Origin of the sequence: Xanthobacter pseudotagetidis (assembly GCF_043194795.2) — a bacterium.
GTDB lineage: Bacteria > Pseudomonadota > Alphaproteobacteria > Rhizobiales > Xanthobacteraceae > Xanthobacter > Xanthobacter tagetidis_A.
Genome location: NZ_CM195534.1, coordinates 3,804,150 through 3,824,878, shown reverse-complemented (window position 1 = coordinate 3,824,878; position 20,729 = coordinate 3,804,150). Strand labels below are relative to the sequence as shown.

At 68.1% G+C, this 20,729-nt stretch carries 21 protein-coding genes and 1 tRNA gene; 9 read left to right on the top strand and 13 right to left on the bottom strand.

Annotated features, from left to right (window positions below; all coding sequences use genetic code 11):
• Nucleotides 1–153 precede the first annotated feature (153 nt).
• Nucleotides 154–564: a hypothetical protein gene (locus tag V5F67_RS17505; RefSeq protein WP_394021685.1), complete on the top strand. Its 411-nt coding sequence runs from the start codon at nucleotides 154–156 to the stop codon at nucleotides 562–564.
• Between the two features lie 178 nt (nucleotides 565–742).
• Complete coding sequence (locus tag V5F67_RS17500) at nucleotides 743–1,372, top strand: recombinase family protein (protein WP_394021686.1); 630 nt, start codon at nucleotides 743–745, stop codon at nucleotides 1,370–1,372.
• 158 nt (nucleotides 1,373–1,530) lie between these two features.
• Here V5F67_RS17500 and V5F67_RS17495 read toward each other — a convergent pair whose 3' ends face one another.
• A complete protein-coding gene (locus V5F67_RS17495) occupies nucleotides 1,531–1,752 on the bottom strand; it encodes a helix-turn-helix domain-containing protein (protein ID WP_509210665.1) in 222 nt (73 codons plus the stop codon).
• A gap of 546 nt (nucleotides 1,753–2,298) precedes the next feature.
• Between V5F67_RS17495 and V5F67_RS17490 the strand changes: the two genes are divergently transcribed.
• Nucleotides 2,299–2,607, top strand: coding sequence for a helix-turn-helix domain-containing protein (locus tag V5F67_RS17490; RefSeq protein WP_394021688.1), 309 nt, complete (start codon nucleotides 2,299–2,301; stop codon nucleotides 2,605–2,607).
• Nucleotides 2,608–2,615: 8 nt separating this feature from the next.
• On the opposite strand, the gene V5F67_RS17485 is transcribed toward V5F67_RS17490, so the two are convergent.
• From V5F67_RS17485 to V5F67_RS17450, 8 genes are all read right to left on the bottom strand, one after another.
• Nucleotides 2,616–2,966: a hypothetical protein gene (locus V5F67_RS17485; protein WP_394021689.1), complete on the bottom strand. Its 351-nt coding sequence runs from the start codon at nucleotides 2,964–2,966 to the stop codon at nucleotides 2,616–2,618.
• Nucleotides 2,963–3,298 carry a hypothetical protein gene (locus V5F67_RS17480; protein ID WP_394021690.1) on the bottom strand — a complete coding sequence of 112 codons (336 nt, stop codon included), beginning with the start codon at nucleotides 3,296–3,298 and terminating at the stop codon, nucleotides 2,963–2,965. Before V5F67_RS17480 ends, V5F67_RS17485 begins: the two co-directional genes overlap by 4 nt.
• 601 nt (nucleotides 3,299–3,899) lie before the next feature.
• Nucleotides 3,900–6,170, bottom strand: a complete 2,271-nt coding sequence (locus V5F67_RS17475; protein ID WP_394021691.1) for an AAA family ATPase — start codon at nucleotides 6,168–6,170, stop codon at nucleotides 3,900–3,902.
• Nucleotides 6,171–6,408: 238 nt separating this feature from the next.
• A complete protein-coding gene (locus tag V5F67_RS17470; protein WP_394021692.1) occupies nucleotides 6,409–6,621 on the bottom strand; it encodes a helix-turn-helix transcriptional regulator in 213 nt (70 codons plus the stop codon).
• A 77-nt stretch (nucleotides 6,622–6,698) separates the two neighbouring features.
• A complete protein-coding gene (locus V5F67_RS17465) occupies nucleotides 6,699–7,265 on the bottom strand; it encodes a hypothetical protein (RefSeq protein ID WP_394021693.1) in 567 nt (188 codons plus the stop codon).
• The gene (locus V5F67_RS17460; protein ID WP_394021694.1) at nucleotides 7,255–8,553 is read right to left on the bottom strand and encodes a tyrosine-type recombinase/integrase; all 1,299 of its coding nucleotides are present in this window, start codon (nucleotides 8,551–8,553) and stop codon (nucleotides 7,255–7,257) included. The genes V5F67_RS17465 and V5F67_RS17460 overlap by 11 nt, the downstream gene beginning before the upstream one ends.
• A 177-nt stretch (nucleotides 8,554–8,730) precedes the next feature.
• Nucleotides 8,731–8,820 (bottom strand) — tRNA-Ser (locus tag V5F67_RS17455).
• Between the two features lie 267 nt (nucleotides 8,821–9,087).
• Nucleotides 9,088–11,496, bottom strand: a complete 2,409-nt coding sequence (locus V5F67_RS17450) for a thiamine pyrophosphate-binding protein (protein ID WP_394021695.1) — start codon at nucleotides 11,494–11,496, stop codon at nucleotides 9,088–9,090.
• 169 nt (nucleotides 11,497–11,665) lie between these two features.
• Between V5F67_RS17450 and V5F67_RS17445 the strand changes: the two genes are divergently transcribed.
• Complete coding sequence (locus V5F67_RS17445; protein ID WP_394021702.1) at nucleotides 11,666–12,127, top strand: Lrp/AsnC family transcriptional regulator; 462 nt, start codon at nucleotides 11,666–11,668, stop codon at nucleotides 12,125–12,127.
• 21 nt (nucleotides 12,128–12,148) lie between these two features.
• A complete protein-coding gene (locus V5F67_RS17440) occupies nucleotides 12,149–12,967 on the top strand; it encodes a DUF72 domain-containing protein (protein WP_394021696.1) in 819 nt (272 codons plus the stop codon).
• Nucleotides 12,968–12,996: 29 nt separating this feature from the next.
• Here V5F67_RS17440 and V5F67_RS17435 read toward each other — a convergent pair whose 3' ends face one another.
• A complete protein-coding gene (locus V5F67_RS17435) occupies nucleotides 12,997–13,923 on the bottom strand; it encodes a polyprenyl synthetase family protein (protein ID WP_394021697.1) in 927 nt (308 codons plus the stop codon).
• Between the two features lie 200 nt (nucleotides 13,924–14,123).
• Between V5F67_RS17435 and mtgA the strand changes: the two genes are divergently transcribed.
• On the top strand, nucleotides 14,124–14,795 hold the full coding sequence (gene mtgA, locus V5F67_RS17430; protein ID WP_394021698.1) for a monofunctional biosynthetic peptidoglycan transglycosylase: 672 nt from the start codon (nucleotides 14,124–14,126) through the stop codon (nucleotides 14,793–14,795).
• Nucleotides 14,796–14,982: 187 nt separating this feature from the next.
• On the opposite strand, the gene V5F67_RS17425 is transcribed toward mtgA, so the two are convergent.
• Entirely contained in the window at nucleotides 14,983–15,948 is a 966-nt protein-coding gene (locus V5F67_RS17425) for an IS5 family transposase (RefSeq protein ID WP_509210583.1), read from the bottom strand.
• A gap of 901 nt (nucleotides 15,949–16,849) precedes the next feature.
• Between V5F67_RS17425 and V5F67_RS17420 the strand changes: the two genes are divergently transcribed.
• The 3 genes from V5F67_RS17420 to V5F67_RS17410 all read left to right on the top strand — a co-directional run bounded on the left by V5F67_RS17420 (nucleotide 16,850) and on the right by V5F67_RS17410 (nucleotide 19,025).
• Nucleotides 16,850–17,452 carry a septation protein A gene (locus tag V5F67_RS17420; RefSeq protein ID WP_394021703.1) on the top strand — a complete coding sequence of 201 codons (603 nt, stop codon included), beginning with the start codon at nucleotides 16,850–16,852 and terminating at the stop codon, nucleotides 17,450–17,452.
• 118 nt (nucleotides 17,453–17,570) lie between these two features.
• The gene (locus V5F67_RS17415; RefSeq protein WP_394021704.1) at nucleotides 17,571–18,017 is read left to right on the top strand and encodes an RrF2 family transcriptional regulator; all 447 of its coding nucleotides are present in this window, start codon (nucleotides 17,571–17,573) and stop codon (nucleotides 18,015–18,017) included.
• A gap of 261 nt (nucleotides 18,018–18,278) precedes the next feature.
• Nucleotides 18,279–19,025: an SDR family oxidoreductase gene (locus tag V5F67_RS17410; protein WP_394021705.1), complete on the top strand. Its 747-nt coding sequence runs from the start codon at nucleotides 18,279–18,281 to the stop codon at nucleotides 19,023–19,025.
• A gap of 9 nt (nucleotides 19,026–19,034) precedes the next feature.
• Here V5F67_RS17410 and V5F67_RS17405 read toward each other — a convergent pair whose 3' ends face one another.
• Both V5F67_RS17405 and V5F67_RS17400 read right to left on the bottom strand, forming a co-directional pair.
• Nucleotides 19,035–19,832: an SDR family NAD(P)-dependent oxidoreductase gene (locus V5F67_RS17405; RefSeq protein ID WP_394021706.1), complete on the bottom strand. Its 798-nt coding sequence runs from the start codon at nucleotides 19,830–19,832 to the stop codon at nucleotides 19,035–19,037.
• Between the two features lie 19 nt (nucleotides 19,833–19,851).
• Entirely contained in the window at nucleotides 19,852–20,550 is a 699-nt protein-coding gene (locus tag V5F67_RS17400; protein WP_394021707.1) for a glutathione S-transferase family protein, read from the bottom strand.
• Nucleotides 20,551–20,729: the final 179 nt, after the last annotated feature.

Genomic DNA, 20,729 nt, shown 5'->3' with positions numbered 1-20,729 from the left:
AAAATTTGTAGCGGCACCCGGCAACGTTCACGTCGGGGCGATCGGACTGACGCCGGGGGGTGGGCCAGGGCCGGCCCACTAGGCGGCGCCGGTGCCCCGCTCTCGACGCGCCATCCCCCAACCCTTCGAAACCCCGCCACAAGGACCGAAGCTATGCTCAACCTGGACATGGAGACGAATGCCCGCTGTGCGCTAGCGGCCATCGAAGTGCTCGTGCGTGAAATCGATCGGGTCGAATGTTCACCGGATACCGCGACGTATCTTCAGCGCCTCGCAGCAATGGCGCGTCAGCATGTCGAAGCTACGCTGATCGAGGGCAACGCGAAGGGCGACCCGGTGGCGGACGTGAGGTCGCGATGTCTCGGCGCAGGCGCGGCGCGTGCTGAGATTGAGCGCGAAGCTCGCCTGGCTTGGAGTGCCGCAGCCGCGCTCAGGCACGCCATCTCCGCCGTTGAGATAGGGGAGATCCGGCACCAGCTGCAGAGCGTCTTGGCGCGTACAGAGAGCCCGCGCATTCGGCGCCTCTGCCAGGCGGCGCTCCGGTCCAATCGGCTCACCTGTTGAAGCTCGCTTGGCGACCCTAGGGAGCCACCGTTGGCGTCGCTCGGATGGCTATACCGAAATCATGCGCTGAATTTGCGCCTTTCGGGCACAGATTTACGCGGGTTTGCCGAGGGCACTTGCTATATACGGAAAATTAATATAAACGGTATGTACTACGTCCCCAATTGGAGTCTGTCCGATGCCTCCGAAACCCGGCCGCCGCGTTGCGATCTATCTGCGCGTCTCCACCGATGGGCAGACCACCGAGAACCAGCGCCGCGAGCTGGAGGCCGTCGCGGCGAAGGCCGGCTGGCAGGTGGTCGCAACATTCGAGGATGCGGGCATCTCCGGAGCGAAGGGGCGGGACAAGCGCCCCGGCTTCGACGCCATGCTGAAGGCGGTCACGCGCCGCGAAGTGGACATGGTTGCGGCATGGTCCGTCGACCGCCTTGGGCGCTCCATGCCCGACCTGGTGTCGTTTCTGTCCGATCTGCACGCCCGTGGCGCCGACCTCTATCTGCATCAACAGGCCGTCGACACCACCACGCCGTCCGGCAAAGCAATGTTCCAGATGCTCGGCGTCTTCGCTGAGTTCGAGCGGGCGATGATCCAGGAGCGCGTGAAGGCGGGCCTTGCCCGTGCCAAGGCGCAGGGCAAGCGGCTTGGCCGCCCTACAGTGGGCCCCGCCGTTGAGCAGCGCATCCGCGACCTTCGCGCCGAGGGAATGGGCGTGCTCAAGGTGGCGCGCACGCTGGGTATCGGCGTGTCGGCCGTCCAGCGGGTTGACGAGCAAAATAGGTCAGGAGCGCCTAGAAGTGTTGAATTATAATGATTCCTAGGCTCTGCCAGTCAACTGTCGCGCGACACGTCAATTGGCGTATAGATTGCGGTCAACTGACAATTGACAATCTGACATCTCTAGTTTCAAACTATAATTTTGACATAACCGCAAAAATCGACTATATGGACTGCAGGCAACTGAAGGGGTTAGCTTGCGGTGCCGGGAGCTATGCGCACTCCGGGACCGCCGCCGGCAATCTCTCCGTCAGCAACGAACCTAATGCCCCCTGCTTCCAGGGCGGAGCGGATTTCGGATATGGTTTTGTCTCGAAGTGCTTCGCCCCGTTCCAGCCGCGCCACCGTATCTGGAGAAACGCGCGCCAATTGAGCTAGGTCGCGGACGCCCAAGCCCAGAGCTGCGCGGGCCATCTTGCACTGAACTGGAAGCATTTCATAACACCGTTACGATTTCTATTGACGTCCACATGGTCAGATCATATCGTAACCTAGTTACGATATTCTGACAATGGAGGTTAGGCATGTTGAAGGTATGCCACGCCGAAGCTAGCGCGAACCCTCGCAAAAGACCGTGCGTTCGCGATGCCATTGCAGCTTATTCCCAGGCCCTCGCCGATCTAGAGGCGACGCTTGAAAGATATGAGCCGTTCGAGCGAACCCCAAGATACCATGCCAGCGACATACAATCTTCCATCGAGGCCCTTCATCACAGATTGGAAAAGAGGCGTCGAAAATTGATATCGACCGCGCCGAAGAATGCTCAAGAACTTGTCATCTATATTGAGGCTCTTTTCACTCGCGGCCGCGTCACCTTTGCTGATTGCACTCCCGAGCTAGAAGAAATTGATATTTTCATACGGGCTCTTAGGAAATATGCGGGCCGGGTTGGCCGATGACAGCAGTCAGGAATGCCGGAGGGGTGCTCATCACCCCTTCGGCCGGCGAGGAGAATTGTCCATGGACAAACCCACCTACAATCTTCTGACTGAAGACGAGGCAGCAGAGCGGCTTGGGTGCTCGTTCGCCCGCATCAGATACCTGCGCCGATCCGGAAAACTTCGGCATATCCGCGGCCGTCCTGTGCTGATCCTTGAACGTGACTTGCTGGAGTACCAAGAAGAGCGAGCTGATAAGCTCCGGGCGAAGCTCGGGCCTGAACCTGGCACACCCGAATATGATGAAGAACAATCTCGACGAACCTGCGAAGCAGCACGCCGAGCGTGGATCATTCGACGGTGTCTAGAAGAGATGAAGCGGGGTCGGTAGGCCGGCCCTTACTCGAACAAATCACCTTCATCGTCATCGTCATCGTCATCGTCGCCGTTGCTGCCGTCTGAAGAATTGCCCGGATTTGTCGGCTTCAACGCTTTGGCTTCTGCTTGCAGCTGCGCAATGCGCTGGCGAATTTCTTCCGCCGTCATCTCCACGGCAGGCTTATCGTCGGCGTCGCGCCCGTCTCTATCGAACATTCCCGCGGCGCGGAGAAGGGCGGCGCCTGCTGTCGCGCGCGCTGGAGCCGGCGCGTTCGAGTCTTCGCAGATTTCGATCATGGCACGCACTGCCACGAGGGCGCCCTCGGTCTCGACCAGATCCCAGGCTTGATTGATTTCACGACGGTGCGTCATTCGAACAGATCCCTATCGTTAAACCGGTCGCTCTCGGCCTTCAGTTCGGCGATGCGCTTCCGGATCGCTTGAGCTTCAGGCGACGGGGGCGGGGAAGGTGCGTCCGCGGCCGCGCGAAAGAGAGCGGCGTCAGCTCGCTCCTTTCGAGCGGCGACGCGCTTCGCCGCGGAACCCGGCGTGTGGGTGGCGTGCCAGAGCCGGTATGCGGCCCTTTCCTCCGGCGTCATCGCGGCCAAGCGTGCAGCTCGCCGCTTCTCAGCTCGCCGTTTGTCCCTGAGCTTTCGGCTCAGCTTCGCCGAGGCATTGGCCGATGCTGGATCGGGCATCGCCATGACGTGCCAGCCGTCCCCCTTGGGCGTCCGGCCGCCATGGCGATAGCAGCGCCCATTGGCCATGGCGGGGTGCTGGCAGGGGTGCCCATCCCTTTTTGTCTTCGCTCCGCACTTCGGGCCCAGGCGACGCCGCAGGTTGAACCTCTTCATCATTGCGCGGCCAGTTTCCCGGAACCGGCTGGAGCGCGCCCATGCCTGTTGCTTAGGAGTGCGGGCGCTCGGTGGACGGCGTCTCATTGCCTGCGCTCCCGAACCACCGTCCCAGAGAAGCGGGCGATTGAACTATCGGCTTTGAGCATGCCGAGAACGTGCAGCTGCGCAGAAGGATAGGTGACAATCTGTTCCGGACGCCCATCATGTTTAAGTGCTGGGGCCACGACCCCGAACAATTGACCGGCGAGCGTGCGGGGGCTTGCAATTGGACAATTGCTTAAAGAGCAATTGTCCCAATTGCAGTGACAAGTTGTCACTTCGCTACCCGAACGCGGGTATATCGCTGACCGCAATTGGCGGCAATTGCTGCTCAATTGCGGTCTATTGCGCAATTGCGCCGCGGAGAGTGCTGAGATTTCGACAATCTGTTCCATAGTCGCCTAGCCGATCAGTCAAACAGATTTGGGGGAGCATCCTCGGACGAAGGGCTGCTGTCGCACCACTGGTCGGGGGAAGAGGGAGCCGAGCCCCAGACGATCCGCTTCCGTCGCTCGCGCTCAATTTCCCTGAAGGCGCCGCATCGCAAGAGAGCCACCACTTGCTCCTTGGTGCGGGCCTTGTCGTTCCGCTTCGAAAGGTCGAGCCCCAAAGCCTCGGCGACGGGCACACCGATCCATTCGGCATTGCCACTGCCTCGCCCGCTGTCACGCGGGCCCCATTCCAGATCACCAACCGCAGCGCGGATCCTGTCGAGTTGGTCGCGAGGGAGTGCGGGGCCGTCTCTTCCGTCAAATACCACCACGCACGACGTGACGGGGTCGCCATCGGCATCCCGTCCCAACTCGACGACGTCGAGCGAAAACCCCGATGACCACGCGCGATCCAAATCGCGCTGCTTCGTCACCATGATCCGGTTGTTCTGAATTTCGATTTCGGTGTCGGTGGCTGCGCGAAGCAAGGAATGTCCGCGGGCGCCTTTGCTGGTATCTTTCCCGCTATGATGCACGACAAGCACATGGGCGCCGGTGGCACTCCTGAGAGCGTCGAGGTGCTTCACCATCGCGCCCATATCGGTCGAGGAGTTCTCATCTCCACCGGCCATGGCGCGCGACAGGGTGTCGACCACAATCAAGCCTGGCGCCTGCGGCAGTTCGCGCAACATCGTGACCAAGGGCTGCAGGTCGGCACTTGAGCGCAGAAGGTCGACCGGGCTGATAAGGAAGCGAAATAGGTCGCCGGGATCACCGCGCCGAAGGCGGAGCGCAGCGGCGCGCTTCTTTGCACCTCTGCCACCTTCTGCAGCGACATAGACAACGGGCAACCGAGTGGTCTTCATGCCACCCCAGCTTCGGCCGGTCGCGACATGGTGGGCGATGTCCATTGCGACGAAAGTCTTTCCGACATTGCTCTCGCCATACAGGACCGTCATGGCGCCCTGGTCGAGGAGCCCCTTAATCAGCGGGGCGACGCTGTCGGTTAGGGCTCCATCGGCGGCTGCGTCAAATGGGGTCCATTGAAGCCGTCTCGTTGGCGATTGGTCCGAGCCCTTTTCCGCGGACGCCTCGCCATCTGATCGGCTGTCCAGCCAACGCGACGGATCTGCCTCATTCTGTCGCCGCGTGCGCACTTCGGCACCCTTCGCACCACCGTGCAGCCATGCCCGCACGATCTGACGTCGCCCACTGTCGCTGTCGGGCCCATGTCGATCCTGGTCGATCTTCTCGTGATCCCACCGCGCCACAAGACGGGCGAAGTCGACATGGTCGAAGCCCCCCGCCGCGCCCAGGCGGAACGCTAGCGCGTCGAGCCAGCCGGAACCGGAGGGGTCGTTGGGGGGCCGCTCCCCGGTCCAAGTCGCCGCGAGCGCGAGGTTTGCTTCGCACGCTGCGCCGAACCGGTGGTCAAGGTCGGCAAACTCGGCCTCAGCTTCGGGATCGGCAATAGCGCGGCTCGTGGTCGAATGCCGCAGTTCCTCGGTAAGAAGCGCTTCGAGCTTCGGGTCGCCGGGCATGGACGTCGCCTCGCTGCCGGCTCGAAGCTCGAATCCGTGCTGCGCGCCCATCTCGCGCACGGCGCTTTCGCAACGAGACAAGGCAGCATCGTCCAACATCGGCAATCCGTCGAACCCGACAGCGCACAGGTTGTTCTCGACGGCCTCGCCGGAGGGGTGCGAGCCGGCGACGACGATCTGTTGCCCAGTGCCTAGCAGTTCAATTTTTTGCCCTGTCGCGTCGATGTGCCAAACCATCTTGGCGCGCGGTATCTCTGTGCGTGCGAAGACAGCTCGCACGCTGCCGCCGCGGGTCCGAGTGGGGAGCCCTTTAAGCGGAACGCCAAGAGCGCCGGCGAATACCCTCGGCAGCTCGGCGGCAAAGGCGCGCAGCCGCTCGGCCTCGCCTGGTTGGGCGCGTTCGGGGTTCACGTCCAGGTCGAAGGCGACGATCCGACCGGTGCGAAGCCCGATGTTAGCGCCCCATCCCGCCCATTCGCGAATGTCGGCGGCGGTTGCATTTGGGCGTGCCGCCCAGCCGGCAAGTCCGCGCCATTTGCCATCAACGCCCTTTTCGCCGGGTGCCTTCCCGCGTGCAGCGGCTGCGAGCGAAGACCGATCCGACAAGGTGGCGTTCGCTGGAATGACAGGAATCAGGTGGGCGAGGAAGCCCGCTGCGGCGTGCCGCTGGAATTCGTCTGCTGGCGCCACCGCGGGCTGCAGTTTCACGACGTTGGCTGTTGCGCGCCGACTCGCCTCCGGCTCGCGAGGGGAGTGAAGCTTCTGAATTGCTTCCGACAGGCCAGGCTTAGAAATATCTTGGCGTGGAGCTGGGACAGGACTAATATTCGGTCTTGTCATCGAAGACCTTTCACGCCGGTTCGCTCTTCACGGGAGCGGCCGGCTTTTTCGTTCGCGACAAAGCCCGCGAATCGCGCGCGACTGCTTTCCTGGGCATTCTGGATTGCTAGGCCGCGACGCCGGAAACCTGCTTTTCGATAAAGGCGTTCAGATCCGCACGACGAAATAGCGTGCGCCCGCCAATGCGAACGCTCGGGAATGCGCCCTTCTGGTGAAGTCGCCAGACGCTCGTGCGAGAGATGCGCAAATGTGCCGCGGCTTCGGTGTCGCGAAGCAGTTCGGGGCCGTTGAAAGCCGGATGCGCGTTCTGGATCGTCATGTGCCGGGCTCCGCCGTTGTGGTGCGAGGTCGCCCGAATTGAAACACTCGACGGGAAAAGCATGACAGGGGAGGAATTCACCCCGGCGATTTATTCCCCTTGGAGCGGGTGTAGTAATCGCGCGCTTTTGAGATGGCTTCGCTCTCTAGCAAAAGCGCAGCAACCTTGTCGCCCTTGAAGCGCGTGGCGCTCCGTCGATAAGTCTCGGGTGTTACGTTGGCGCGCCCGACGGCAATCTCGGCTATCGCCCTATCCAGATCTGCCCCTGTAAGGCCCGCGGCGGTCAGCCAATGGACAACCGCCCACCGCTCTGCCGAACGACGATCAGCCTTCGGCCCCGGCTTCTGCTTTTCAATATCGAGCATGTGCTTCAGCACTGCCGCGAGCACGCCACCTTGTTTTACCGCCGCGACTACTTCGGCCGGATCTTGTCCGGCCAAGCGAGCGAGCCCGATCAACGCCGCGTAGGGATCGCGCGCTCTTGCCTCCGCCGCTCGCAGTCTCTCTCCCTCATTGTGTTGGCGCATTGCTTCGACCTGCTGCTCTCGCCGCAGTGCCGACTGTCCGGCATCGCTCAGCAGGTCGCCAAGGTCGCGAAGGTTGGGTGGCACGCGACCTCGACCCGATTTGCTGTTAGGCGCCATCTGGGGCCACCTCGGGCTGAGACGCCGCGGTTTGATCCGAACGCGGGGCCGCGCTGGGCGCGCTAAGATACGTGTCCCAAGCCTCCATCAGCTTGCGGCGCTTTGCCAGCGCGTCGGAGCGCCGGTATGCCGCTTCCGTCGCATCGCCCACCGCATGGGCCAGCGCCGCCTCGGCGACCTCTCGCGGGAAGGTCGTGTGATCGCCGGCCCAATCCCGGAACGATGACCGGAAGCCGTGGGCGGTGGCGTCCACCTCCAAACGGCGCAGCAAGGCGGTCAGGCTCATATCGGAAAGCGACGATCCGCGCTTTTGGCCAGGGAAGACGAGATCGTCGGGGCCGCGCTTCAGTTGGCCGAGCGTTTCGAGGATCTCTATCGCGCGCGGCCCAAGCGGCACCCGGTGCGCACGGCCTGCTTTCATCCGCGCGGCGGGAATGGTCCAAAGCTTCTGATCGGCATCTATCTCCGACCAGCGTGCGCCGCGCACCTCGCCGGATCGGGCCGCGGTGAAAATCGCGAATTCCAACGCAAAGGAAGACATCCCGCGCACCAGCCGCAGCCGTTTCAGGAACGCCGACACCTCGGAATAGGGCAGGGCGGCGTGGTGCCCACGCTGCAGCTTCTGTCGTTTGGGCAGCGTCAGCGCAAGGTGCCCCTTCCACCGTGCCGGGTTCTCTCCCGTGCGCAGGCCCTTCGCCTTGGCCGCGTCCAGGACGGCTTCGATCCGGCCGCGGACACGAGAGGCGGTCTCATTCTTCTCCGCCCATATAGGCGCCAGCACAGCCAGCACGTCCTCGGTGGTGACGTCCGACACCGCCTTGTCGCGGAGCGCTGTGCAATACCCGCTGGCGAGGTACCCGCCATGGTCGCCGCGCTCGACTGAGAGCGTCATTCGCCATTGGTCGATGTGCTTCGAATTGCGCCAAGCCGGCGCCATCGCCGCAATGTGGGCCTCGGCTATCGCCCCGAACGTGGGCGCCAGGGCGGCGGCTGGGCTCCGCCTCTTCGCCTCGATGGGGTCGACGCCGGCGCGGACCATCTCGCGGGCCTTCGCTGCAGCTTCGCGCGCCGACGCCAGCGATACGTCGCGAGCGGAGCCCAGCCCCATCTCGCGCAGTTTCCCCTTGCCGGGCTGCGACGGATCGGCCTTCCACCTGAACAGGAACAGCCATCGGCGCGCGCCGGATGCGTCAACCACGAGATAAAGCCCGCCGCCATCGCCATGGCGGCCGGGCTTGGTGATCGTCGCCACCTGACGGGCGTTCAGCCGATTGACGGCAAGCGCCATGTGAGGGCCTCGCAGGTTGGGGTGCCGTCCGCCCCAATAGGGTTGCCCCAACCGGCGCCCCAACCCCAGACGGAGGCCGAGAGAAACCACGTGAAACGGAATGCGCCTAGAACATGGCGCAAGCGCTGGATTTCTGCAACTTAGCGAGGCAGAATGATATCAGGAGAAACAGGGGGGTGGCGGAGAGGGGGGGATTCGAACCCCCGATACGGTTGCCCGTATGCCGCATTTCGAGTGCGGTGCATTCAACCACTCTGCCACCTCTCCGCAGAGGCGCGGCGCGAAGCGCGCGGGCGCGTGGTGGGCCGCTTCTAGCGGAGAGCGCCGCCGCCGACAAGTGGCCCATCCCTCGCCGGGCCGGCCGTCCCCACGAGGCCGCGGCGGGAGCGGGCGGACGCGGGTTCCGCCCGCTCCCTCCGCAGCAGGCCCGCGGCGGCCGTTGGCGCCGGGCGGCCCGCCGGGCTCGGATGCGGGGACGCCGGCGAAGGCCGGCCGGCGAGGAGAGCGGCCGTGGCGTTCCGCCGCCGGATCGGGTCACACCGCCCTGAGGTGCCGCAGCGGGCGGCCCGGCGCCAGCGCCTGGGCGGCGGCGAGGATGGCGGCGGTGTCCACGCCATAGTGGCGGTAGAGGTCGGGCAGGCTGCCGGACTGGCCGAAATGCTCCACCCCCAGCGCCCGCATGCGATGGCCGCACACGGCACCGAGCCAGCCCAAGGTCGCCGGGTGCCCGTCCACCACGCTGACGATGCCGCAATGGCGCGGCAGCGGCTCCAGCAGCCGCTCGATATGGCTGCGGGCGGAGGAAAGCCCGCGCTCGCGGGCGCGGCCGGCGGCGGTCCAGCCGGCGTTCAGGCGGTCCGACGAGGTGACCATCAGCAGGCCCACGTCGCGCCGGTCCTCGGCCAGCAGCGCCACCGCGGCGATGGCCTCGGGCGCCAGCGCGCCCTGCACCGCGATCACCACCTCGGCGTTGGGGCCGGGCGGCCGCAGCCAGTAGGCGCCGTCCACCATGTGGCGGCGCTGCTCCTCCGTGAACTGGCGCTGAGGCTGCTCCAGCGGGCGGGTGGATAGGCGGAAATAGACCGATCCGCCGGTCTCGTCGCGCAGCCAGTTGCGCTCGTCCTCCTCGCCGTCGCCGTCGCGCTGCACATAGTCGAGGGCGAACCGCATCAGCACCGCCAGCTCGTCCACGAAGCACGGCTCGAAGGCGGCGAGCCCGTCCTGCGCCATGCCGATGAGCGGGGTCGAGATGGACTGGTGCGCCCCGCCCTCCGGCGCCAGCGTGATGCCCGACGGCGTCGCCACCAGAATGAAGCGGGCATCCTGGTAGCAGGCATAGTTCAGCGCATCGAGGCCGCGGCAGATGAAGGGATCGTAGAGCGTGCCCACCGGGACGAGGCGCGCGCCGAACAGCGAATGGGAAAGCCCGAGCGCCGAGAGCAGCAGGAACAGGTTCATCTCGGCGATGCCGAGCTCCATGTGCTGGCCCTTGGGCGAGAACTGCCAGGCGAAGGTGGAGGGAATCTTCTCGCGCTTGAACACGTCGGACAGCTCGCGCCGCGCGAACAGGCCGCGCCGGTTCACCCACGGGCCGAGATTGGTGGAGACGGTCACGTCCGGCGAGGTGGTGACGATGCGCTCGGCGAGCGCGCCGTCGCCCTTGGCCAGCTCCTGGAGGATCAGGCCGAAGCCGGCCTGGGTGGAGAGCGTGGCGTTGGGCGGGGCGGCGATCTCCGGCACCGGCAAAGCGGGGGAGGAATAGCGCCGTCGCCCGTCGCGGGCGAACGGCACCTTCTCCAGGAAGCGCTCCATCTGGGCGGGCGGCACGCGGAGGCCCTCGAACGGGTCGAACTCGTGGCCCGGCCGCACGTTCATGGCGGCGCGCAGCTCCTCCATCTGCGACGCGGTCATCAGGCCGGCATGGTTGTCCTTGTGGCCGGCGAGCGGCAGGCCGTAGCCCTTCACCGTGTAGCACAGGAAGCAGACCGGCCGGTCGTGGGTAATGGAGGTGAAGGCATCCATCAGCGTCGAGAGGTCGTGGCCGCCGAGATTGGTCATCAGCGCCGACAGCTCGGCGTCCGAGCGCCGGGCGATGAGGGCGGAGACCTCGCCCTGGTCGCCGAGGTCGTCCATGAGGCGCTTGCGCCAGGCGGCGCCGCCCTGGAAGGTGAGGGCGGAATAGTCCGGGTTCGGGCACTCGTCGATCCAGCGCTTCAGCGCCGCGCCGCCCGGCTCGCGGAAGGCGGCCTCCTGGAGCGCGCCGTACTTGACGATCACCACCTGCCAGCCCATGGCCTCGAAGATGCCGACGAAGCGCTCGTAGAGGCCCTCGTGCACCACGCCGTCGAGGCTCTGGCGGTTGTAGTCCACCACCCACCAGGTGTTGCGCACGTCGTGCTTCCAGCCCTCCAGCAGCGCCTCGAAGACGTTGCCCTCGTCGAGCTCGGCGTCGCCGACGAGCGCGATCATGCGGCCCTTCCGGCGGCCGCCCGCGAGGCCGTGGGCGTGGACATAGTCCTGCGCCAGGGAGGCGAACAGGGTCTGGGCGACGCCGAGGCCGACCGAGCCGGTGGAGAAGTCCACGTCGTCGTCGTCCTTGGTGCGCGAGGGGTAGGACTGGGCGCCCTTGTAGCCGCGGAAGTTCTCCAGCTTGTCGCGGCTCTGGAAGCCGAGCAGGTACTGGATGGCATGGAACACGGGGCTGGCATGGGGCTTCACCGCCACCCGGTCCTCGGGGCGCAGCACGTGGAAATAGAGCGCCGTCATGATGGTGGCGAGCGAGGCCGAGGAGGCCTGGTGGCCGCCCACCTTGAGGCCGTCCTCGCTCGCGCGCAGGTGGTTGGCGTTGTGGATCATGTAGCTCGCCAGCCAGAGCGACTTGCGCTCCAGGGCGGCCAGGATGTCGATGTCGCGTGCGGTCTCGCGTGCAGTCTCGCGTGCCATGGCGCTGGTCCTCGGCCCCTTCATCACGGCCCGTCGCGGGCCTTCCGGCGCGGCGCCGGCATGGCGGCAAGTCTAGCGCGGAACCCGTGGCGCATTTCGCCGATTTGTGCTCGACAAGGGCGGGAACGTGCACGAATCTGGCGTGTGAGAGAGAGTGAGTGAAAGAAACATGCGCCTCGACCCGGCCGACCGGAAGATCGTCGCCGCCCTCCAGCGTGACGGGCGGGCCAGCATCACCGACATTGCCGGGGAGGTGGGGCTCTCGCCGTCGGCCTGCCTCCGGCGGGTGAAGGCGCTGGAGGAGGCGGGCCTGATCGCCCGCTACGTGGCGGTGCTGGACCAGCGCAAGGCCGGGCTGCCGGTGAGCGTGTTCGTCTCGATCAAGCTGGAGCGCCAGCGCGAGGACGCGCTCGACGCCTTCGCCGCCGCCATCCGCCACTGGCCGGAGGTGCTCGAATGCTACCTCATGACGGGGGCGCGCGACTACCTTTTGCGGGTGGTCGCGGCCGACCTCGACGCCTATGAGCGGTTCCTGAAGCAGAAGCTGACGCGGGTGGAGGGCATCGCCTCCATCGAGAGCTCGTTCGCGCTCGAGCAGGTGAAGTATTCCAACGTGCTGCCGCTGCCCTGAGGCGGCTGGAGGAAACAGGCCATGGCGATCCGGGTGGGCATCGGCGGCTGGACGTTCGAGCCGTGGCGCGGGGTGTTCTACCCGCCGGGCCTGGTCCAGGCGAAGGAGCTGGAATTCGCCTCACGGGCGCTGAGGACGATCGAGATCAACGGCACCTTCTACCGCAACCCGACGCCCAAGTCCTGCGCCGACTGGGCGCGCCAGGCGCCGGAGGGCTTCGTGTTCGCCCTCAAGGCGCCGCGCTACGCCACCAGCCGGCGGGTGCTGGCGGAGGCGGGGGAGAGCGTGGCGAAGTTCATCGCCAGCGGCATCGCCGAGATGGGGGACAGGCTCGGGCCCATCAACTGGCAGTTCGCGCCCACGAAGGCGTTCGATCCCGACGATTTCGGCCGGTTCCTCGCGCTCCTGCCCGCGGCGCACGGGGGCGTCGCGCTGCGCCATGCGGTGGAGGTGCGCCACCCCAGCTTCGCCTGCGCCGACTTCGTGGACCTCGCCCGCCGGCATTCCGTCGCCATCGTCTATGCGGATCACCCCACCCATCCCGCCATCGCCGACGTCACCGCGCCCTTCGCCTATGCCCGGCTGATGGCCGCGCGCGAGGCGGTGGAAACCGGCTATGACGGCGCCGAGCTGAAGCGCTGGGCCGCCGCGGCTGCGGCCTGGGCGCGGGGCAGGGCGCCCGAGGGGCTGCCCACCTTCGGCGCGCCGGCGCCGGCCGGCAAGGCGGGCAAGGCCGGCAAGGAGGGAGCGGCCCGCGACGTGTTCGTGTTCCTGATCAACGGCGCGAAGGTGCGCGCGCCGGCCGGGGCGATGGCGCTGCAGAAGCTGGTGGACGGCTGAGGCGCGGCGGCTCCCGCGCCCGCCGCCTCTCAGCTCTTGCGGGCGGCGACGAACGCGGCCGCGGCGGCGAGGGTGCCGGTGCGCGCGCCGAAGGGGGCGAGCGCGGCCTGCGCCTCGGCGACCAGGTCCGCCAGGACGCCGCGCGCCTCGTCGAGGCCGAGGGTCGACACCAGCGTCGCCTTGCCGGCATCGGCATCCTTGCCGACGCCCTTGCCCACCGCCTCGACGCTGCCTTCCACGTCGAGGATGTCGTCGGCGATCTGGAACGCCGCGCCGAGCGCCCGGCCGAAGGCGAGGAGCGCCGCGCGCGCCCGCTCGTCGGCCTGGCCCAGGATCGCCCCCGCCTCGCAGGACACCACCAGCAGCGCGCCGGTCTTCATGGCCTGGAGGTCGCGGATGGCGCCGAGCTCCAGCGCCAGCGGCGCGCCGCCGTCGAAGCGGCCTTCCGCCGCGAGGTCGAGCATCTGCCCGCCCACCATGCCGCCGATGCCGGCCGCGCGCGCCAGAGCCCGCACCAGGGCGATGCGCACCGCCGGGCTCGGATGCGCGTCCTCGCCCGCCAACAGGTCGAAGGCGAGGGTCAGCAGCCCGTCGCCGGCGAGGATGGCGGTGGCCTCGTCGAAGGCCTTGTGGACGGTCGGGCGCCCGCGCCTCAGGTCGTCATTGTCCATGGAGGGCAGGTCGTCGTGGATCAGCGAATAGCAGTGCACGCACTCCACCGCCGCCGCCGCCGTCACCGCCGCCTGCGGCGCGACGCCGAACAGGGCGGCGCTCTCCAGCACCAGGAACGGGCGCAGCCGCTTGCCGCCGGCGAGCGCGCCGTGGCGCATGGCCGCCATCAGCCGCTCCGGCCGCAGGCGCTCGCCGTCTTCGGGCGCGCCGGCAAGGGCACGGGAAAGTCGCGCCTCGGTGAGGGCGGCGGCGGCGTCGAGGCGGGGCGCGAGGTCTTGGGTCACGGAAGGGCCTTGGCGAAGGGGGAACCGGTGGCGGGGCCGTGGGTTGAGCAGGGAGCGCGGGCGTGGCGGGCGGACCGGCCCGCCGCGGCGGAGGGCCTCAGTCAAGGTTGACTTCACCGCTCCCGGTGCCTCAACCAGGGCACGAGGTCAAGACGCCGCGCGGAGCCATTGGTCCCGCCCGCCAACGGAAAGGCCCCGATGTGATCCGCCTGCTGCTGCGCCTTGCGCTGATCCTCGTCGCCGTCCCGCTCGTGCTGTCGGTGCTCTACACGGTGGTCAACCCTGTCTCGACGCTGATGATCGGGCGCTGGCTCTCCGGCGAGCGGGTGGAGCGGGTGTGGACGCCGCTGTCGCGGATGTCGCCGGCGCTGGTGCGCGCGGTGATCGCCTCGGAGGACGCGAGCTTCTGCCACCATCCCGGCGTCGACCTGGAGGAGATGCGCCAGGCGATCGAGAAGGCGGACGAGATCGAGGAGGTGCGCGGCGCCTCCACCATCTCCATGCAGGTGACCAAGAACCTGTTCCTGTGGCCGGGCCGGGACCTGATCCGCAAGGCGATCGAGATCCCGCTCGCGCTGTGGCTGGACCTGGTGCTGAGCAAGCAGCGGATGATCGAGATCTATCTCAACATCGCCGAATGGGGGCCGGACGGGGAGTTCGGCGTCGAGGCGGGGGCGCGGCGCGCCTTCGGCATCCCGGCGGCGCAGGTGAGCGCGTCCCAGGCGGCGCTCCTGGCGGTGATGCTGCCCAATCCGATCCGGCGCGACGCCGGCCGCCCCACCGCCGGCCTCCAGCGCCTCGCCGCGCGCCTGCGCGAGCGGGTGCCGAAGGAGGGGCCGGAGCTGGTCTCCTGCCTCTCGCTGGGGAAATGAGGGCGGGGGCCAGGAAGAGCGGGGAAGAGCAGGGGCAAGGTCCCTCGCGCCGGAAGCCCTCTCCCGCTTGCGAGACCTCTGCGAAACATCGCGTCACGGCTGGGATTGAGCGTTTGGCGTGTTCCGAGGGTGTTGCGCACCGAAGCGATGGGAGTGCGCGGACGCTTCGGGCGAGCGCCTGTGGCGCTCAGGCGGCCTTGCCGGTCAGGGTCCTGAGGTTGAAGGCGATGAGCATCAGGTCCAGGTGGAAGGCGTTGGCGAGAAGGCCGGTGTAGCGCATCCGCCCCAGGCCGTAGCGCCCCTTGAGCTGGGAGAAGGTGCGCTCGACGCCGGAGCGCACCCGGCCGATCAGCGTGTTGCGCACCGCCTGCCAGCGGGGCAGCCCCTTCTGGTGCTTGTTCCGGCGGTGCTGGATGCGGTCCTTGATGCCCTGCGCCTTCAGGGCCTGCCGCCGCGCCTTCTTCTCGTAGGCCTTGTCGGCATAGACCGCCCGTTCGTCGCCCAGGATCAGGCGATCGGCGACCTCGCTCTCATACACCTTGGCCGGGGTCAGGACCCGGCTTCTCACCAGGCCAGAGGTCTGGTCCACACCGATATGGACCTTGTAGCCGAAGAACAGGGTGCGCGCCGCCCCCCGCCGGGTCCAGTTCGCGTCCGGGTCCTGCGGCGAGCGGCTTTCCTGCTCCCGCGGCGTGGAGCGGGAGGGCGGCGGGCGCACCGCGCTCTGCACCAGGGTGGCGTCGATCAGGGTGCCGGTCTTGAGCACGAAGCCCGCCGCTTCCAGCTGGCGCAGCACCTCGCAGAACAGCGCCTCGCCCAGGCCCGCCTGCTTCAACGCGTTGCGAAACCGGCACAGCGTCGTCTCGTCGGGGGTGGCGGCATCCAAGGCGAGGCCGCAGAAGCGACGGAACGACACCCGGTCCAGCAGGGCTTCCTCCAGACCCGGATCGGACAGGCCGTACCATTGCTGCAGCAGCAGCGCCTTGAACATCGACAGCGGGCTGTACGGCGGACGCCCGGTCTCGCCGGGCCGCACCGCCACCACCAGCGCCTCGATCCGCGTCCAGTCGAGCAGACCGCTGATCCGCTCGAGCCGCGCATTGCGCCCAAACCCCGCAGGCAACAATGCGTCAAGGAAGCTCTGTTGATCCATCACCGCATCCCCCTCACACGCAGTGAATCACAACCCAAAGCTCACGTCATTTCGCAGAGGTCTCGCTTGCGGGGGAGGGTTGGGAGGGGGCATGGCCGGGCGCGCGGCGGCGAAGGGGGCCGGCCCGGAGCGCTGCCGTGGAGGCCGGCCCTGCGGGCCGCCCCCACCCCTCCCTCCCCCGCGAGCGGGAGAGGGCGCGCGAACGGTGGGGCCGGCGAAGACCTCCGGCGGTGGCGTCGACGATAGGACTGGTGAGGATCCCCGGCGGTGGGCGTGGACGATAGGACTGGCGAAGACCTCCGGCCGGACGGCGGGATCTGCCGCGCCGGAAGCCCTCTCCCGCGTGCGGGGGAGGGTTGGGAGGGGGCATGGCCGGGCGCGCGGCGGCGGCGAAGGGGGCCGGCCCGGAGCGCTGCCGTGGAAGCCGGCCCTGCGGGCCGCCCCCACCCCTCCCTCCCCCGCGGGCTGGAGAGGGGGCGCGAACGGTGGGGCCGGCGAAGACCTCCGGCGGTGGCGTCGACGATAGGACTGGTGAGGATCCCCGGCGGTGGCGCGGACGATGGGGCTGGTGAAGACCTCCGGCCGGACGGCGGAATCTGCCGCGCCGGAAGCCCTCTCCCGCGTGGGGGGGAGGGTTGGGAGGGGGCATGGCCGGGCGCGCGGCGGCGAAGGGGGCCGGCCCGGAGCGCTGCCGTGGAAGCCGGCCCTGCGGGCCGCCCCCACCCCCCTCCCCCGGGGGCGGGAGAGGGGGCGCGAACGGTGGGCCGGCGAAGACCTTCGTGGTGGAGCGGCGGTGGCGCGCGATGCTGGCGACACTTGATTGTCCGGCCTGCAGACGCCAAATGTGGGGCTCCGGCGGCTCGTTCCGCCACGGTTCCAGCGTTCCCGGAGACCTCACATCATGACCGAGGCGGCCGCGGCCCCGCCCCAGAAGCTCAATCCCTGGGTGAAGATCGGCCTTGAGATCGGCCCCCTGGTGCTGTTCTTCGTCGGCAATTCCTACGGCGGCATCTATTTCGCCACCGGACTGTTCATGGTGGCGACCGCGGTCGCGCTCGGCGCCATGTGGCTGCTGGCGCGGCGCATCGCCGTCATGCCGCTGGTCTCGGCATTGGTGGTGACGGTGTTCGGCGGCCTCACCCTGTGGCTCCAGGACGACCACTTCATCAAGCTGAAGCCGACGCTGCTCAACGCCATCTTCGGCCTCGCGCTGCTCGGCGGCCTGGCGTTCAAGAAGCCGCTTTTGCCCTACGTGTTCGACGGCATGGTCAACCTCACGGACGCGGGCTGGCACAAGCTGACGGTGCGCTGGGGCATCTTCTTCCTGGTGATGGCGGCGCTGAACGAGGTGGTCTGGCGCTCCGTGTCCACGGACACCTGGGTCGCCTTCAAGACCTTCGGCTACCTGCCGCTGACCTTCGTCTTCGCCATGGCGCAGGCGCCGCTGATGGCACACTTCGAGGCGAAGCCGGAGGCGCCGCCGCCGGCCGCCGGCGCCGACTGAGGTTCCTCCGGGACCGGCGCGGTCCTGTGGCGAGGTTCCGCGGCGAGCTTGCGGCGATTGACTTGAGGCGATTGACTTGAGGCGGAGGCTTCACCATAAGCCCGCGAAAGGGCGCGCGATGCTGACGAAGAAGGGGAAATACGGGCTGAAGGCGGCGGTGCACCTGGCGCGCCTGCCCCCCGGCGCGTCCACCCAGGTGGCCGACATCGCCGAGACCAACCAGATCCCGAAGAAGTTCCTGGACGTGATCCTGGGCGAGCTGCGCAACGCCGGCTTCCTCACCAGCAGGAAGGGCAAGCTCGGCGGCTACCGGCTGGCGCGGGCGCCCGAGGACATCATCGTCGGCGACATGATCCGCGCCCTCGACGGCCCGCTGGCGCCGCTGCCGTGCGCCAGCCGCAATGCCTACGAGCCGTGCGAGGACTGCAACCTGTCGCGCTGTGAGGTGCGCCTGCTCATGGTGCGGGTGCGCGATGCCATCGGCACGGTGCTCGACACCTATACCCTCGCCGAGATGCGCGACCTCTCCCAGGACGAGCTGGTCTCCTTCGTCGACTACATCTGACGCGGGCTGTCCGCCCGACCGTCCGCCGGCGACGGCCGGAGCCGGGCGGGCGCCGCTCAAATCGATTCAGATTTTCCCGGAATCCTAGAGCACGCGCCGATCAGCTTGCGTTGCAAGCCGATCGGATAACGCGTTCTCTATCACTAAAATTAGAGGGCGATTCACCGATCAAATTGATTCAATTTGATCGGATCGCGCTCTAGATGTGGCGCCACGCGCCAGCACCTCGAAGGCTGCGCGCGGCATGGGAGGACGCAGACAATGACCAAGAGGATCGCGCTGGTGACGGGGGCGGGCTCGGGCGTGGGGCGCGGGGTCGCGGTGGCGCTCGCCAAGGCGGGCTATGCGGTGGCGCTCGCCGGCCGGCGCGCCGACGCGCTCGATGAGACCGCCGCTTTGGCGCCCGGCGCCGACATGCTCGCGGTGCCCACCGACGTGACCGATCCGGCATCGGTGAAGGCGCTCTTCGACGCCACGGTGGCGAAGTTCGGCCGCCTCGACCTGCTGTTCAACAATGCCGGCACGGGCGCGCCGGCCGTGCCGCTGGAGGATCTCACCTACGCCCAGTGGCGGGCGGTGGTGGACACCAACCTCACCGGGCCGTTCCTGTGCACCCAGGAGGCGTTCCGGGTGATGAAGGCGCAGGCGCCGCGCGGCGGCCGCATCATCAACAACGGCTCCATATCGGCCCATGCGCCGCGCCCGTTCTCGGCGCCCTACACCGCCACCAAGCATGCCATGACCGGCCTCACCAAGTCGACCTCCCTCGACGGCCGCGCCTACGACATCGCCTGCGGCCAGATCGACATCGGCAACGCAGACACCGCGATGGCCCAGCGCATGAAGGCCGGCATCCTCCAGGCCGACGGCTCCACCAAGGTCGAGCCGGTGATGGACGTCGACCACGTGGCGAGCGCGGTGGTCTACATGGCGGGCCTGCCGCCGGAGGCCAACGTGCAGTTCATGACCATCATGGCCACCAAGATGCCCTTCGTCGGCCGCGGCTGACGCGCGGGCTCACAAGGCGGCGTGGTCCTTCACCGCCGCGGCGAGCGCCGGCTTCATCTGCAGGAAGCGCGCGTCGAGGGCGGCGGGATCGGTGCCGTTGAGCGCCACCATCTGGGCGCGCTGGGGGCTGAGGCGGCGCACGTCGAGGGCGTCCGCCTCCATGCCCGCGACCAGGGCGGCCGCCACCTCGTCCGCGGCCTCCTTGACGAAGCCGAGGTCGGCGCCGGCACGCGAGGTCTTCATCATCGGCGTGTCGGTGGCGCCGGGATAGAGGGTGAGCACATGCACGCCCTCGCCCAGAAGCTCGCGCCGGAGCGCCTCGCCGAAATGGGCGAGGCCCGCCTTCACCGCCGCGTAGGTGGCATAGAAGGGCACGCCCACCAGGGCGATGCCGGAGGCGACGTTCACCACCATCGCCTCCCCGGAGGCGCGCAGCGCCGGCAGCGCGGCGCGGGTGAGCAGGATGGGGGCGAGGAGGTCCACCTCCACCATGGCCCGGATCTCGGCCTCGCCGGTCTCCTCCAGCCGGCCGGCGCGCACCGCGCCGGCATTGTTCACGAGCACGTCGAGCCCGCCCAGGGCGGCCAGCGCCGCATTGAGCGTCGCCGCCCGGCCGGCCTCGCCCGCCACGTCGGCGGCGGCGCCCCGCGCGCCCGGGCCGAGCGCGTCGAGTGCGGCGGCGAGCACGTCCGGCCGGCGGCCGGTGACGAACACCCGGGCGCCCTTGTCCTGGAGCTGCCGGGCGGCGGCGAGGCCGATGCCGCTCGTGCCGCCGGTGATGAGGACGCGCTTGCCGCGAAGCTGCATGGGACTGCTCCTGTCCGCCTCAGGCGGCGTAGTTGGAGGGGAAGAGCGCCCGCTGCGTCTCCTCGTCCATGTCCTGCTTGAAGGCATGGCCGGTGCCCACGAGGCGCGCCCGCGCCACCGCCGGGCGGGAGCTGACGGCGGCGTGCCAGCGGGCGATGCTGGGAAAGGCGGCGAGCGGATCGTCGCTGCCCGGAAGCACCGCGCCGGCGCGCTCGATCCAGCCCCAGGCGGACATGTCGAGGATGGTGTAGTCGTCGCCGAGAAGGAACGGACGGCCCTCCAGCCGCGCGTCGAGGATGGCGTAATGGCGCTCCGCCTCGCGGCGGTAGCGGTTGACGGCATAGGCCGGCTTCTCCGGCGCCATCAGCTGGAAGTGCACCGCCTGCCCGGAGAAGGGGCCGAGCCCCGAGGCGATGAAGAACAGCCAGGAGAGCATCTCCGGCCGGTCCTCGGCGCGGCCGAGGAAGCGCCCCGCCTTCTCGGCGAGATAGAGCAGGATCGCGCTCGAATCGAACACCCGCGCCGGCGCGCCGCCGGGGCCGTCCTCGTCGACGATGGCGGGCAGCTTGCCGTTGGGATTGATCGCCCGGAAGGCGGCGGCGTGCTGCTCGCCCCTGCGGGTATCCACCGGCACCACCGTGTAGGGCAGGCCGGTCTCCTCCAGGAGGAGGGCGACCTTCATTGGGTTGGGGGTGGGGTGGAAGTAGAAGCGGATCATGGCGGCCTTCCCGGCTGGTGGACTTCAGGTCGCGCGGCCGTGCCGAAGCGCCACGCGGTGGCGCCTGTCGCGGCTCGACCAATTTTAGATCGGACGATCTAAAATGACTCCGGCGCGGGCTCCTGGCAAGCGGGATGGACGGGACCGCCCCGGGATTTCCGGCGTCCCGGTCCTGGTCC